The organism is Actinoplanes sp. NPDC051859 (genome assembly GCF_044452725.1).
Taxonomy (GTDB): domain Bacteria; phylum Actinomycetota; class Actinomycetes; order Mycobacteriales; family Micromonosporaceae; genus Actinoplanes.
In genome coordinates, this window is the sequence record NZ_JBITBX010000001.1 from 495,947 (window position 1) to 509,086 (window position 13,140).

Here is a 13,140-nt window from a genome sequence, read left to right on the forward strand (position 1 = left end):
AGGAACGATCATGGCGGGTTGGCCTCGGTTCACATGAGTGCTGAGCTGCGAAGACAGTCCGCGAACGTCCGTTAGCGTCCAGTTATGAACACTTCGGTCGTCACTCAGTTAGTCACCCGATTCCTGAGCGACCGCCACTGTGCCAAGAAGTAACTGAGCTGCCGAGCTAGTCGGGATTATGGACTCGCCTGAGCTATCCCCAGGAAGCTGCTCGGCCGCCTGCGATCAAAACTTTCTGGGCTACATATCGCGCAAGTTCGATGTCAGTCGACATCTTTCTTGCCTCTTCGCCAAATGGCAACATCATTTGTGACCCAGCAGGACCTCCGTCTTCCTTCGTGTGAACGATTCGACATCGAATTTGGTATAGCCTATGTGCAACCTGATCTGTAAGTTTTTGATCCCTATTGGCGAAGTTGATTGACCGCACACCTTTGATTTCCTGTTTACCTGTAAGAAATTCCTCCATGTCAGGGTCATCTTTGATGAAGTGAGAAAGGCTTTCTTCGTCTACGCACCGACTAATCGTCGCGCGCAATTGATCCGACTCAGTGAGACCCCCTCGGCCGGTGCTGGCAAGCAGGTTAAGCATGCGCGCCAGATCTGAATCATTGTTAGGGTCGAATCGAGGATCTAGCAGTTCATGCCTCACGCGTTGCATGAGTTCTTGCCGAGAATATACCGGGAAGAAGAACTCCATAACTTGATAGTAAGCGAGAAACTCCAGCAGCGGCATCCCCGTAGCTGAGCGGCCGTACGAATACAAAGAAGCAGCCTCTGCCGAATACTTAAGTCGTGGTAGTCGGGGAGGCTGAACTTTCTTCCGGCTAGTTCGTGACTTCTGCCGCTTATTGCTTGCCAGTGCTCTTGTGATTTGAAGGCCAAAAACGACATTGTGGGTGAGATCTAGGTCCACGAAGATCGCGGTCGATAGTTCCTTCAGTATGGCCAGGGCATTGCCGACTGTTGGCACATTATTCAATTTTATCTTTAGGCTGTACGACCTCGGCGAGCCACTCTCGAATAGAGCTAGGGTTGGATCAGCTTCGCTGATTTCAACCTGAAGCTTGTCGGAGGGGTCGGTCAGCAAGACACGGAATGTATCGACTGCCTTCCCGTCTTGTTCCGACCCGATATCGACGGATTTCACCTTTTCTTCATCCGGCGAAGATGCATGTTGGGTTGCCAGTCTCTCCATCGCTACACGGAGCGGCATGCCGCTAAAATTTCGGATTAGAGCCTCTATGTTGCCATTCTTTCGGTTGAGAAAAGCCGAGTACTCTCCTAGGAAATCCCATTGCTCGAAATCGCTGTCGTTAACAGTAGGGGCACTATCCGCAGTCACGACGCATTGGCGGGCAATTCGACCATTAGGGAGATCTAGTGTCATAAAAACATGATCATCCGTCTCGCCGCGAGCACTCCGTATTCTAACCACATGCGTATCGACAGGGATGGTTGCTGTCTGGGCGCGCATCTTTACGATGTCAAGGGGTTCCATATTCATCCAACCGTCGGATCGTTGTACGTGAGTAGTCACTCATAACGAGCGAGCATGCGAGACGTAACGCAGGTTCAGCCTGATGGACCTGATGGAGCGTGCCCATCCCGTCACCTTCGACCCGCCCTTGGTGGAGCGGGGCATCGTTGGCGCCCGCCGTGTCAAGACGGCCTTGACGTTAGGCACCCAGGCCGGCGGGCGCCAGCGGGGGTCTGCTCGGCTTGCCCGGGTCGTGGGTGACGGGATGCGCGGCCATCCCGGAGCCCGAGCGCCCCCGCCGGAGGCGCAGTACTGCAACCACTCCAGGCCCACCACACGCGCTGCGGCCCGACGCGGGCAGCTGCACCGCGTCGCCCAGGCCGTGCCGGTCGGCTGCCGGATCACACTCCCTAACCCCGCACCTGAGACGGTCTTCGGCAGGCCCGACCTTTCTTCGCTTTCCACGAGTGTCGCCGAGGAGCGGTTAGCGTGCCGCCGCCCGCATCCCCGCGGGCGGCGGTGCGCTGCCTTCGGCGACGGAGTGAGCGGCCCGGTTCGGGCCGCCTTGAAGACGTACAGAAAGTTTGAACAAAGCCGTCGGTCCTGACGTTGTCCCGTCACGGCTGATGCTTGACACTCGCGTCCCACCTGATGCTTGACGGTACGGCTATACGGACCGTTACCTGGGGCTGCGGAGCCGGAATTCGGTGTTGCCGGTGCGCTGGCGTCGGTACGGTCGTTGCCGTGACCAGCTTTCCCGCTCAGGCTCGACGGGTCCGTGATCGCGAGCTCGCGCTGCGGGACCGGCTGCTGGGGTTGCGACAGTGCGTGCTGCACTTCGGGCCATACGGATTCCGCGCAACCTGGCATCACCTCATCGTTAGTGCGAGCATTCCGCAGCGGCTCGAAGACGACCCAGCAGCGCTGGAGCGGGCGGTAGCCGAACTTGAGGAAGCCCGTGTCCGGTGGGCTGCGCATCGCGACGCCTTCGCGGAACGTCGCCGTCAGGAGAAGGCGCAAGGCCGACGCACGCCACGGCGCTCAGACCGCTGGTACGCATGGCACCGAATCGCCTACTGCCCTGACCCCACCCGGCATCCCCGTGACCGCCTCGCAGCAGTCGTACAGCGGGTGATGGACAACTACAGCACCGGCGCGGACTGGTCAGCCCGCTGCCCAGTATGTTGCCGCCATCGTCAGGAAGCCGAGCTCTGCTCCCACTGTGGGGTGGCTCCGCCGCCCCCTGTGATCACCCTGCGGGTCGAGCTCAGCCCTTGGGCCGAGAGTGAGTGGCGCCGAATCTGGCAACGGACGCCTACATCGAGTCACTAGGCCGTCAAGCAACACCTGGGACGGATCCGTCAAGCATCAGGTGGGACTAGACACGTCGGGCCGTCGGGCCTGTTGGAGTCGGCATATGCCTTGGACTGCAGAGTCGCGTACGCCACGAAGTACACAGCCAGAATCGACGCTTGTACGCCTGGGAGGGCCAACCGGCAGCATCCGCCAGCCACGCTATGCCAATCGCCAACACGGACGGCGTTGTCCGGATCTGCCGATGACAGTGCAATCGATCTCGCCCTCGATACATTCTCAGGCAGTCACGCAACTTACGTTCTGATTTTCTTGGTGTCATTCATTCAAGCGGTCCGGGCATCCGCTCCACTGCATCGGCGAGGAGTAGGTGGCGCGTAGGAATTCATCGCTCGTAGCGGCTGCCGGATACGAACAGTCTCGGCTATCCGAGTCGACACATGCCGGTATCCGCCACCCTGCAGCGGCTAGGCCGCGATCGACGCCTACGCGTGGTGGTTGGTTCGCATTCCGATACGCGCGCCGTGATGGACGCCGCTACCGCCATGTGGCCCGATCATGCAGTCGCTTCCGATGTCGGCTCTACCCGAGCAGTATGCTCTGAGGCCACCACGATCCGGAGGATGTGAGACCCCTTGCCCGATCGACTGCCAGCAAAGATCCTCTTCTCCCTGGCCTTTCTTGCTTTCGCAAGTCTGGCAGCCGGGCTATGGCTAGAGAGTTCCAGTCTGCGATTTCTACAAGGGCACCCGTATCTGGTCAATCTCTTGTCGAGCATCACAGGCTTCTCGACGAGCATCTTGGTGGTAGCCCTCGGTTTCAACTGGCTGACGAGCAAGGAGCGCATTCGGAAGAGACGCTACATCATCGGCGCAGCGTTGGGCCGGGCATTAGAACACATGATTGCCATCGCCATCCTCCCCCTAGAGAGAGCGGACGACGGATCCAATTTTTCCGGAAGGGCATTCTACGGACAGGTCGTGGATAAGGATTTCTTTTTTAATGTGCTGATGACACATCGGGAGATTTTCGAAGATTCCGTAATCGATGTCGACAAACTGGTGCACCATGCATCACAACTTACTGGTGACGCTTTGCCGGCACTACAGCTCGAACTAAGGACTGAGGATGAGGTTTCGTTTCAGAAGTCGATCGTCGAATTCCAGCACGTAGTGCTCGCCTATGAGAGAGAGCGACAGCGATCATCTCCTGCAGAAAAGTCGAGTGCCCGATTTTCGGCAGTTGCTCTTCGGCTATACGCGATGATCGATGAACTGACCAAAACCAGACAATATAAAGCTTTCGTTAGAACTCTTGAGCCACGGTAGAGCGCAAAGTGTCACCGCGGCGTGTATCCCGACTACCTACCCCTCGCGTACTCACTTGCCGCGGTCCGGGTGCCAGCCCGTACATCGACTACTTACCGTGAGCGGCGGAGGGCGGTCCCCGTGCCGCCGCCGTCGCAGCGTACGGAGCGCTTCATTTCCGGACCTCTGCACATTTGGCGTACCCGTCGGATGGGACTATCCGTCCGGCATCAGGTTGGACTAGACGCGTCGGGCCTGTCGGTCTACCTGGCCTGACTCGTGGATCGAAGATCACGTAGTCGTGGGATGGTGGGACGTCTGGGGACGTGAGAGCCTGTCTGCATGGTGTCGTTGGCCGAGCGAGCGGAGCGGTTAGCTGAGAAGTTGCTTCCGGATCCGCTTCCTCGTCGCTGGCGGCATGTTCAGGCGGTGGCCATCAAGGCTAGTCGGATCTCGACCGGTCTTCCTGCGGACGACGCAGAGATTCTCGTTGCCTCGGCCTGGCTGCACGACATCGGCTACGTCCCGGAGCTAGCCATCACTGGGCTGCACGCGCTCGACGGAGCAAGGTACATCCGGAGCGAGAGCTTTCCTGAACGAGTCTGTGGGCTCGTGGCCCATCACTCTTGCGCAATCTTTGAGGCGGCGGAACGGAACCTCGAAGAGGATCTATTGACCGACTTCGAGGACGAGCATTCGCCCATCACTGACGCACTCTGGTATGCGGACATGACCACGGGCCCGGACGGTGAGTCGCTAGACGTCGCTGACCGGCTCAATGAGGTGCGACGACGCTACGGTCCGGATCATCTTGTGACCCGCTTCTGGGATCGCGCAGAGCCGACTCTTATCGATGCGGTACGACGCACTGAGCTGCGGTTGTCGCATCATCCGATGTAGGGCTCGTTGCTGTGGGCGAAGCCATGGTCGATGCGAAGGCGCATGGACGGGTGGATGTTGAGAGACTCCAGTTCCTCGGGTGCGACCCAGCGGACTTCGGATGACTCGTCGCTCGTGGTTGGCTGACCGGATACGTACTGGCCTCGAAAGCAGATGGAGAACTGCTGTCTAACCTCGCCGTTGCTGTACTCGACGACGTGCGCGGGGTTCGTGTAGATGCCGACCACCCCGGTGACCTCGACAGTGACTCCGGTTTCCTCCACGGTCTCGCGGACGGCAGTCTCCGCGATGAACTCCCCGAAATCTTGTGCACCGCCCGGCAACGCCCACAGTCCGTTGTCTGTTCGGCGGATCAGCAACAGCCTGCCTTCTCGCACCACGAAGACTGTCACCGCGACGACGATGCTGTTCGGCTTCGGGGCGTCGGGATCATTGAAGTGCTCGATGCGGGCCATGCTCTCAGCCTTGCACGCCGTAGCTCACCAGACTGGCTTGCCGCTTGACCAGACTCGATCGAAGCTGTCCGCGTAAGTGTCGAACAACTCTCCGGAGGACAGGCGCCGCAGGTGGAGCACGGGGGCATGAGCTGCAGGGAAGCCGTAGGCATGAGTGTTGACCAGCATCTCGCCGTCGAAACGGTAAATGGAGTTGTAGAGCGTCGTGCTGTGGAACTTGACGTTCACGCCGGCTACTCCTTGCAGCGGTCGATAGAAGGCAAGGACATTCCGGATCTTGCTCGCCATCGACTCCCCGATGCCCTCCTCAGCGCCTCGGTTGCTGACTGCTTCAGAGTCGGGATCGCCAAGAAGGATGCGGATGTTCACACCCTCGTGCGCCTTCTCCTTGAGCAGCCGAACGAGCTGGGGAACCTGCTCGGGTAGGAACAGTCCGGAAAAGACGAGGATCCCGATTTCGCTGACAGCCTGCTCGGCGAGCCGGCCCCATAGATCCAACGGCACGGCAGCACGACGGGGGAACACCTTCATGCATTCGCTCTCGGATACGCGTGCGACGTGTTCCGGCGTACGAGCCTCTGGCCATAGGTAGGACTCTCGCTCGCGCAGCATCGCCGCTACTGCGTGCCGGTGCCGGGGATACGGAACTCGGCTTAGAGTCACCCAGCGTTCGGCCGTCTTCGGACTGATACCGAGCCTGTCCGCGAGAACGTCCGGGGTCAATCCATCGCGGAGCAAAGCATCTCTTAACCGTTCATTGGCCATTGTTACCCCTCCGCACATCTAGGGACGACTTAAACGTATTCCAGACGTCCCTAGAAGTCCAGCCACGGGGTGATGGTGTGACGGCCCTGCGCAGGAACCTAGTGCCACGAACGAGCGAACGTCCGCAAGGGACGGGCTCATCATCAGGGAGGTAACCCTCGTGAAGATCTACGTGGACACGACCGGCATCACGTTCACGGTGGCGAAGAAGGCTCAGCCGAAGGTGGACGAGAAGGGCAATCAGCGGTCCGAGAGGGGAACGGGCCGTCCGATGTGGTCAACCCAGGTCGTCGCGCTCGACGAGACGGGCGGCGAGGTCATCAACGTCACGACGGTCGGTGAGATTCCGTCGGTGGAGGTTGGTCAGTTCGTCGCTGTCGAAGCGCTGGAGGCCAAGGCATGGGCGACCAACGGTCGTAACGGCACTGCGTTCCGCGCGGCGTCGCTGAAGCCCCTGACGAGTACCCCGGCAAGTAAGTAGCACTCCTGACAGCACCGGAACACCCAGCCACAGTGTCCGTGGCACCCTTCGACCGCTCGTGGTCGCACCTTTCCTAACTGCTTCACCTTTCCGGTTCGAGACATTTGTTGGTTCTCCCACTGTCTCGATTCGCCGGCCGATTCAGTGGCCGCAGCAATCGCGAAGTGTGGCGCGGGGCCGGTCCGGCTACCGATTCCTGCTGGCCTCGCCGCCTTCCCAACCACTCCAACCCTTGATGAGAGGGCGGTTGACCATGTCCAATTCAGCTCTCGTGTTCGCCGTCGCCTCGGCGACGCTCGTGGCCGCGCATCAGCTCGCGGACCACATCTTCCAGACCGACGCCGACGCCGCCGCGAAGACCTATGTGGGCTGGCACGGCTGGCGCCACCTACTGATCCATGTCGGCACCTACCACGCGACTGCTCTGGTCATGCTCGTCGTCACGGCCGTCGTCCTCGATGTGCCGCTGACGTTTACGGGCGTGGTCGCAGGGTTCGGATTCTCCGCTGTCACCCACGCGATCTTGGATCGGCGCTGGCCGGTCCGCTGGATTCTCCAGCATCTCGGCGCCGCTCAGTTCGCCGACCGCATGTCGCCGATCTGCGGCATGTACCTCGCCGATCAGGCCCTGCACTACGGCTGCCTCTGGGTGGCCGCACTACTCATCGCCGCTTTCTGAGTCGACCCACATCCGATCGAGAGGACACACATCATGGGCATCTTCAAGAAAGACCCCGAGCTCGGCATGAAGGCCTACCAGGAGGCCCGCCGGATGCGCGCGGACCTGCGGACCAAGACGCCGAAACCCACCAAGGACGAGCTGCACGTCATCGTGGCCTCGACCGGGCGGCTGACCCATAACAGCGCCCGCCACAACTAGCCAACCTGTGGCCATCCATTGAAGACGCGCGGGGTCGGTTTCCGGCTACCAACCTGCCGACCCCACGCCTTCCCAACCCATCCAGCCCATCAACTGGGAGGACGTGTCATGTCCAAATCTAGCCGAGGTTTCGGTTTCGGGCGTAGGTCCGGCACCGTCACCGTCATCGAGCAGAAGGTGCACCGTTCCTCGGAACGCAACGCCCGGTTCGCCTTCATCATCACCGCGGTCGTCGTCGGCCTCCTCGCCTTGACGGTCGCGTCCGATCACATGCACCCGATCCTCGCCGGTCTGCTCGCCGCACCCATCGCCGCCGTCACCGGCGGGTTCGTCTGGGTCCTCGTCAGGATCTGGCCGGTGCTGCGGATCCTCTGGTGGTGGTCGCTCGAGATCACCACAAGCCTTGGCCTCGTCTACGGGTGGGTCGCGCTCGCGAATGCCACCCCGGCCGCCGTCACCCTCGCCATCCTCGTGCCCCTGGTGGGCGTTCCGGCCCTGGTTCCGGCGGTCCGCCGCCGCATCGTCGCGCTGTCGTGGTGCGTCATCGTGCGGCACCGGCTGAGGGTGTGTTTCTCGCAGTTCATCATCGCGAACCGCACGGGCAGCCTCCCGCTGATCCTGTGGTCACGGCCGACCCCGGCCGGCGAACGCGTCTGGGTTTACCTACGCCCCGGACTGTCCTTGTCGCGGCTGCAAACACGCCTCGATGAGATCGCCGTGACCTGCCACGCCACCTCCGCACTCGTCGAACTCGCCGGCAGCTCCAAGCGGGCCGCGTTCCTGCGCTTCGACATCAAACGCCGCGAAGTCCTCAACGCCAACGTCCAATCGACACTGCCAGACCTGCTACCCGACGGCGACATCCCCGTGCAGACAGCATCCCTGGCGGTGTCCACGGCCCTGGACCTGCCCGACGTCCCCGCCGAACCCGCCCCGCTCGCCACGGCCGCGAAGTCGGCCACCGGCCTCAACGGCAAGAAGCCGGCTACCGCCAAGACGGCCCCGGCCACCGTGACCTCCGACTTCGACCCCTGGGACTGAGAGGACACCGCCATGAGCATCGACCTGACCGGCTACGACCTGCACGAACACCGGCACTGCCTCACCGCCCGCGATATCACCCGGCACGCCGACCTGTTCCAGATCACCTACCTGAGCTGCGATAACCGCGCTCTGGTCGCGCACCTGCTCGACTTCGCCGACGACCTGATGCAGGCATCGCAGCACTTGATGCGGCTGTTCCTGTTCGACGGCTACGACCCGATCCGTGACACCCAGCCGGGTCTGACCGAGACCGAACGGCTCGGCGTACTCACCCTGGCCTCGACCTGCGTCTACAACGCGGCCTTGTTCCTGCAAGAAGCACAACGCCGCCGCGTCCGCCGGACCGGTCCGGGCTGGGACCCCATCACCGACCCACTCGCTGACTGACACACGGAACCGACGCGAAAGACATCTCCGGGCCTCCAACAACCCATGTCTTCCGCGTCGGTCTCCGCAGCGTATCGCCTACAGGAGGCCCAATCCATGCCCATCAACACCTTGCACCCGCCCGGGAACCGGCTCGCAGCCGCACCGCGGCTGTCGATGTTCGACCCGATGTTCGTCGGCATCAACGAATTCGGCGAGCCTGTGCTGCTCGACGTCGTCTACCGCAACCTGCTCATCGCCGGAGAACCCGGCGGCGGGAAATCCGGCCTGATCAACCTGGCCGCCGCTACCGCGGCCCTGGCCGTCCGCACCCGCCTCGTGCTGTTCGACGCCAAGTGGGTCGAACTCGGCCCCTACATGAACGCCGCCGACGCGTTCATCGGCGACGACATCGAGGCCGCTATCACCGTGCTGCGACGGCTGTTGACCGTCGCCCGCAACCGCTACCAGTGGATCCTCGCTCACCGCCGCCGCAAGATCAGCCCGGCGGACGACCTCACCATCATCGTCACGATCATCGACGAACTCGCCATGTTCTCCACCGTGCTCGGCAGCAAAGCCCAGCAGGAGGAATTCGAGGGCCTGCTGCGCGGGCTCGTCTCGCTCGGCCGCGCCTGCGGCATGCCTGTCATCGCCGCCACCCAACGCACGAGCTGGGACATCATCCCCGCCAGTTTGCGGGACCTGTTCGGCTACCGGTGCGCGTTCCGCTGCACCACCAACGGCAGCTCGGACGTGATCCTCGGCCAGGGCTGGGCCGACCTCGGCTACTCGGCCACCGACATCGACCCCGACAACCGCGGCGCCGCCTGGCTGCTTGCCGAAGGCGGCATACCCCGGCGAATCAAAGCCGCGTACCTCAGCGATGCGCAGATCTACGCAATTGCCGACTACGCGACCTGGCTGCGCCACCCGTCCACTGCTGCACCATCCATCACCACCGCATGGGAGATGGCCGCATGACCACCTACACCCCACCCGCCGGTTCCCGCCTCGTGGTCCGGGACCACACCATCACCGGCACTGCCTCCCAACTCGCCAACCTGATCGCGAATCACCGCTCCGCTGGAACCCTGGTGGCGCTCACCGCACCCCGCCCGGTCACCGACGACCGGTATCAGATCATCGTGCGACTCCGTGAACCTGCACCTACACGGTCCGCCGTCCGTGTCGCATCGGTCAGCGCCTACACCCGGACTCGTGTCCGATCCACCCACCCGAAACTTCGTGTCGCGGTCATCGCCACCGCAGTTGCCGGCGCTACCGCCGGATTCCTTGCCGCCGTTGCCTATCTGCTCGGCCAGCTCGTCGAGTTCGTCACCGCCCATGCCGGGCCGATCCTCGGCGTCCTCGCCCTGGCCCTCATCGGCGCCGGACTGTTCGCCGGCCGATCGGGCCGTCGGCACTGCCCCGGCTGCTAGTCGGCGCACCCGACCACCCAACCGCATAGCTCTGAACGCACGACAGGACCGGCACCTAGCTGGCAGGCAACGGCCGGTCCTGTCCCCAACCCACATCCCGCTCTCCTGTGACGGAAAGGACGTGGATGCCATGAAGGCTACCCACAACCCGCTCGCCGTACCCGACGACACCACCACCCCCGCCACCCCGGCCGTGCTGCTGCGCTGCGCCGCCCTCTACCTGCAGACCCACGGCTGGACCCAGGGCGAAGTCTTCGACTACCTCGCCACCGACACCTTCCCCCCGGCCTGCGCCCTCGGCGCCATCAACACCGCCGCCTACGGCCGGTGCCTACTCACCGCCTCCGACGACACCACCTCGTTCGACCACGACGGATGGGGCGTCATCCCCGCCCTGCGCGTATTCGCCGGCTCCCTGGACCCGGACTACGACCCGTTCCAGACCAGCGCCGTCGACGTCATCGGCCAATGGAACGACACCCCGGACCGCACCCTCGACCAGGTCGTCCAGGCCCTCACCGAGGCCGCCGACGACTGGGACCTCGCCCACCCTGCCGGGAGTGCCCGGTGAGCCTGTCCTACGTCAACCAGACCTTGACACTTCAGCCCGGACCCACCGGCGGCTGGCCTTCCCGGCCCAAGCGCCGCGATGTCGTCGAGAACGACGAATACGCCGCCTTCGCCCGGCGCATCATCCGCGCCTACGCCAAGCGGGTCGCCGCCGGCGACGTCGAAGCCCTTACCGACATGGTCGCCCTGTCGGCCGTCCTCGATGACGCCATCACCGACGCCGTGAGCGGCCTCCGCGGGCACGGCTACTCCTGGGCCGACATCGCCGCCCGGCTCGGTATTTCCCGGCAGGCCGCCCAGCAGCGCTGGGGGAACGACCGATGACCACCACCGACCTGCGCAGCCCCGCCCTGGACGACTTGGCCGATCGCACCGGCATCGCCTCGGAGTTCTACGACCCCACCGGCGCCCGCTACGGCTTCCCCACCTTCCCCTACCACTACGCACCCGAGCATCTGGCTACCCGCCGCCAGCTCCGCGCCGCCGGCCTACGCCCGGACGGGCAGGACCCGGTCGCGCAAATCCTGTGGCGCCACCGCGCCCAACGCCGTATCGCCTACCTCTACCGCCGCGACCTGGCCAAACCGAAATGGACGGCCACCCCGGCGCAGCTGGCCGCCGTCGCCAAGGCGCTTAAGGCCCGGCGGACCTGCCGCCACTGCGGCATGACCCAGCCCTACTACATCCCTCGCTCCACCGACGCCTGCCTGACCTGCGAACCCGCGGGCGGTATGCGGTGAGCCTCTACGACCGGCACGACGCCGAAACCGCACCGCACTGCGTGTGGTGCATCGACGGCATGACCCCCGCCGGCATCCACCCCGACCTCGGCCCCGTCCTACGGCTGTGCCCCACCCAGCGGTGGTGCGACGACTGCGACGACGTCTCCCTGTTCCCGGCCGAGTGGGAAACCCTCGACGACCGCATCAACGACATGCTCACCGACGGCTACGCCGCCGTCTGGTGCGAGCACTGCAACGGCATCACCGCCGTCCTCCCGGTCACCAACGACGGAGGCATCCGATGACCGCCTTCACCCACCAATTCGCCGCCGAGTACGCCAAGAACGCGGTACCGAACATGCTCAAAGCCATCGACACCATCAAACGATGGAACCGCTTCACCCTGCTCGCCGCACTCGCCACCAGCTACCTGCACCAGGCCCACTATCTGTGGGCACAAGACGCCGGCTACTTCGCCTACCTCGTCCCGCTCATCTTCGACGCCGCCATGGTCTCCATGCTCATCGTCGTCCGCACAGCCGGCATCGCCGTGGATGCCAAACGGTGGGCTCTGACGGTCTTCATCGGCGCGGCGCTGTTGTCGGCCACCGTCAACATCTTCGCCCCGGGATCGCTGGGCCTTCGGCTCATCTTCGGGCTCGTCGTTGTCCTGGTCATCGGTGTGGAGATCGTCGCCGGCCGCATCCGACCCGACTTCGCCGCCATCGAAAAGCAAGCCTCAGAACTGCTCGCGGCGGCCAATGCCATCACGGCAAGCACGGCAGACACCGACATCGAGCCCGCCGACACCACGGCGGCCACCCCAGCCGCATCCGCTACCCCGATGGTGACGGCTGCCGTTACCTCGCTCGCTCCGACCACCGCCTCACCGGTCGGCCCTCAGGCAGACGCCATTCCCACCGAGGACATCCCGGCCCGGCTGATCTCCGCCGCCCGCATGGTCACCGTCCAGCACCGGCAAACCTCCACCCAGCCACTCACCCCGGCCGAGCTCGCCGCACGCCTCGGCACCACCGACACAGTCGCCGCCCGGCTCCTCGCCATGATCGACCAGCCGGCCCGCATCAACGGGAACACCCCGGCCCTGGGTGGTGCCCGATGACCACCTACCAGGTCGACATCCACCACCTCACCCACACCTGCCCGGCCTTCCCCGACGACCCGCACCCCTACGACACCCGCCGCACCGTGCTCGCCGTCGTCCCCGGCGGCCCCTGCCGCCAACCCGTCACCGTTCGATCCGGGGACACCACCGCGGTCATCGCCTGCGGCCGTCACGTCCCACGGGATCAGCAGTGCCCGGCCTGCCGCATCACCGTCATCGAACACCAGGTGACTTTCACCTTCATGGGCCACCACGGCCCGCAGCACTCGACCGGGATTGCTGCCTGAT

18 protein-coding genes are annotated in these 13,140 nt (G+C 63.7%); 15 read left to right on the plus strand and 3 right to left on the minus strand.

The window, feature by feature from the left end:
• Positions 1-193: 193 nt before the first annotated feature.
• On the minus strand, positions 194-1,507 hold the full coding sequence (locus ACIA1L_RS02305) for a hypothetical protein (RefSeq protein WP_396070577.1): 1,314 nt from the start codon (positions 1,505-1,507) through the stop codon (positions 194-196).
• A gap of 1,922 nt (positions 1,508-3,429) precedes the next feature.
• Here ACIA1L_RS02305 and ACIA1L_RS02310 point away from each other — a divergent pair.
• Positions 3,430-4,122 carry a hypothetical protein gene (locus ACIA1L_RS02310; protein WP_396070578.1) on the plus strand — a complete coding sequence of 231 codons (693 nt, stop codon included), beginning with the start codon at positions 3,430-3,432 and terminating at the stop codon, positions 4,120-4,122.
• 321 nt (positions 4,123-4,443) lie between these two features.
• Positions 4,444-5,001, plus strand: a complete 558-nt coding sequence (locus ACIA1L_RS02315; RefSeq protein ID WP_396070580.1) for an HD domain-containing protein — start codon at positions 4,444-4,446, stop codon at positions 4,999-5,001.
• Here the strand turns inward: ACIA1L_RS02315 and ACIA1L_RS02320 are convergent.
• Both ACIA1L_RS02320 and ACIA1L_RS02325 read right to left on the minus strand, forming a co-directional pair.
• On the minus strand, positions 4,989-5,456 hold the full coding sequence (locus ACIA1L_RS02320) for an NUDIX domain-containing protein (protein WP_396070582.1): 468 nt from the start codon (positions 5,454-5,456) through the stop codon (positions 4,989-4,991). The two genes, ACIA1L_RS02315 and ACIA1L_RS02320, sit on opposite strands and share 13 nt — an antisense overlap.
• A 24-nt stretch (positions 5,457-5,480) precedes the next feature.
• Positions 5,481-5,987 (minus strand): hypothetical protein, encoded by a 507-nt coding sequence (locus tag ACIA1L_RS02325; RefSeq protein WP_396070583.1) that lies wholly within the window; start codon positions 5,985-5,987, stop codon positions 5,481-5,483.
• A gap of 394 nt (positions 5,988-6,381) precedes the next feature.
• Here ACIA1L_RS02325 and ACIA1L_RS02330 point away from each other — a divergent pair, with 394 nt between their 5' ends.
• The 13 genes from ACIA1L_RS02330 (at position 6,382) to ACIA1L_RS02390 (ending at position 13,139) form a co-directional block, all read left to right on the plus strand.
• A complete protein-coding gene (locus ACIA1L_RS02330) occupies positions 6,382-6,702 on the plus strand; it encodes a hypothetical protein (RefSeq protein ID WP_396070585.1) in 321 nt (106 codons plus the stop codon).
• 253 nt (positions 6,703-6,955) lie between these two features.
• On the plus strand, positions 6,956-7,381 hold the full coding sequence (locus ACIA1L_RS02335; RefSeq protein WP_396070586.1) for a DUF3307 domain-containing protein: 426 nt from the start codon (positions 6,956-6,958) through the stop codon (positions 7,379-7,381).
• 33 nt (positions 7,382-7,414) lie between these two features.
• A complete protein-coding gene (locus ACIA1L_RS02340; protein WP_396070588.1) occupies positions 7,415-7,582 on the plus strand; it encodes a hypothetical protein in 168 nt (55 codons plus the stop codon).
• Between the two features lie 108 nt (positions 7,583-7,690).
• Complete coding sequence (locus ACIA1L_RS02345; protein ID WP_396070590.1) at positions 7,691-8,623, plus strand: hypothetical protein; 933 nt, start codon at positions 7,691-7,693, stop codon at positions 8,621-8,623.
• Positions 8,624-8,635: 12 nt separating this feature from the next.
• On the plus strand, positions 8,636-9,013 hold the full coding sequence (locus ACIA1L_RS02350) for a hypothetical protein (RefSeq protein WP_396070592.1): 378 nt from the start codon (positions 8,636-8,638) through the stop codon (positions 9,011-9,013).
• A 96-nt stretch (positions 9,014-9,109) separates the two neighbouring features.
• On the plus strand, positions 9,110-9,976 hold the full coding sequence (locus tag ACIA1L_RS02355) for an FtsK/SpoIIIE domain-containing protein (RefSeq protein ID WP_396070594.1): 867 nt from the start codon (positions 9,110-9,112) through the stop codon (positions 9,974-9,976).
• A complete protein-coding gene (locus ACIA1L_RS02360; protein WP_396070596.1) occupies positions 9,973-10,434 on the plus strand; it encodes a hypothetical protein in 462 nt (153 codons plus the stop codon). The genes ACIA1L_RS02355 and ACIA1L_RS02360 overlap by 4 nt, the downstream gene beginning before the upstream one ends.
• A gap of 130 nt (positions 10,435-10,564) precedes the next feature.
• Positions 10,565-11,005: a hypothetical protein gene (locus tag ACIA1L_RS02365; RefSeq protein ID WP_396070597.1), complete on the plus strand. Its 441-nt coding sequence runs from the start codon at positions 10,565-10,567 to the stop codon at positions 11,003-11,005.
• 23 nt (positions 11,006-11,028) lie between these two features.
• The gene (locus tag ACIA1L_RS02370; RefSeq protein ID WP_396070992.1) at positions 11,029-11,328 is read left to right on the plus strand and encodes a hypothetical protein; all 300 of its coding nucleotides are present in this window, start codon (positions 11,029-11,031) and stop codon (positions 11,326-11,328) included.
• Between the two features lie 26 nt (positions 11,329-11,354).
• Positions 11,355-11,744: an RRQRL motif-containing zinc-binding protein gene (locus ACIA1L_RS02375; RefSeq protein ID WP_396070993.1), complete on the plus strand. Its 390-nt coding sequence runs from the start codon at positions 11,355-11,357 to the stop codon at positions 11,742-11,744.
• Positions 11,741-12,031 (plus strand): hypothetical protein, encoded by a 291-nt coding sequence (locus tag ACIA1L_RS02380; RefSeq protein ID WP_396070599.1) that lies wholly within the window; start codon positions 11,741-11,743, stop codon positions 12,029-12,031. Before ACIA1L_RS02375 ends, ACIA1L_RS02380 begins: the two co-directional genes overlap by 4 nt.
• The gene (locus ACIA1L_RS02385; protein ID WP_396070601.1) at positions 12,028-12,849 is read left to right on the plus strand and encodes a DUF2637 domain-containing protein; all 822 of its coding nucleotides are present in this window, start codon (positions 12,028-12,030) and stop codon (positions 12,847-12,849) included. The genes ACIA1L_RS02380 and ACIA1L_RS02385 overlap by 4 nt, the downstream gene beginning before the upstream one ends.
• On the plus strand, positions 12,846-13,139 hold the full coding sequence (locus ACIA1L_RS02390; protein ID WP_396070603.1) for a hypothetical protein: 294 nt from the start codon (positions 12,846-12,848) through the stop codon (positions 13,137-13,139). The genes ACIA1L_RS02385 and ACIA1L_RS02390 overlap by 4 nt, the downstream gene beginning before the upstream one ends.
• Position 13,140 lies beyond the last annotated feature (1 nt).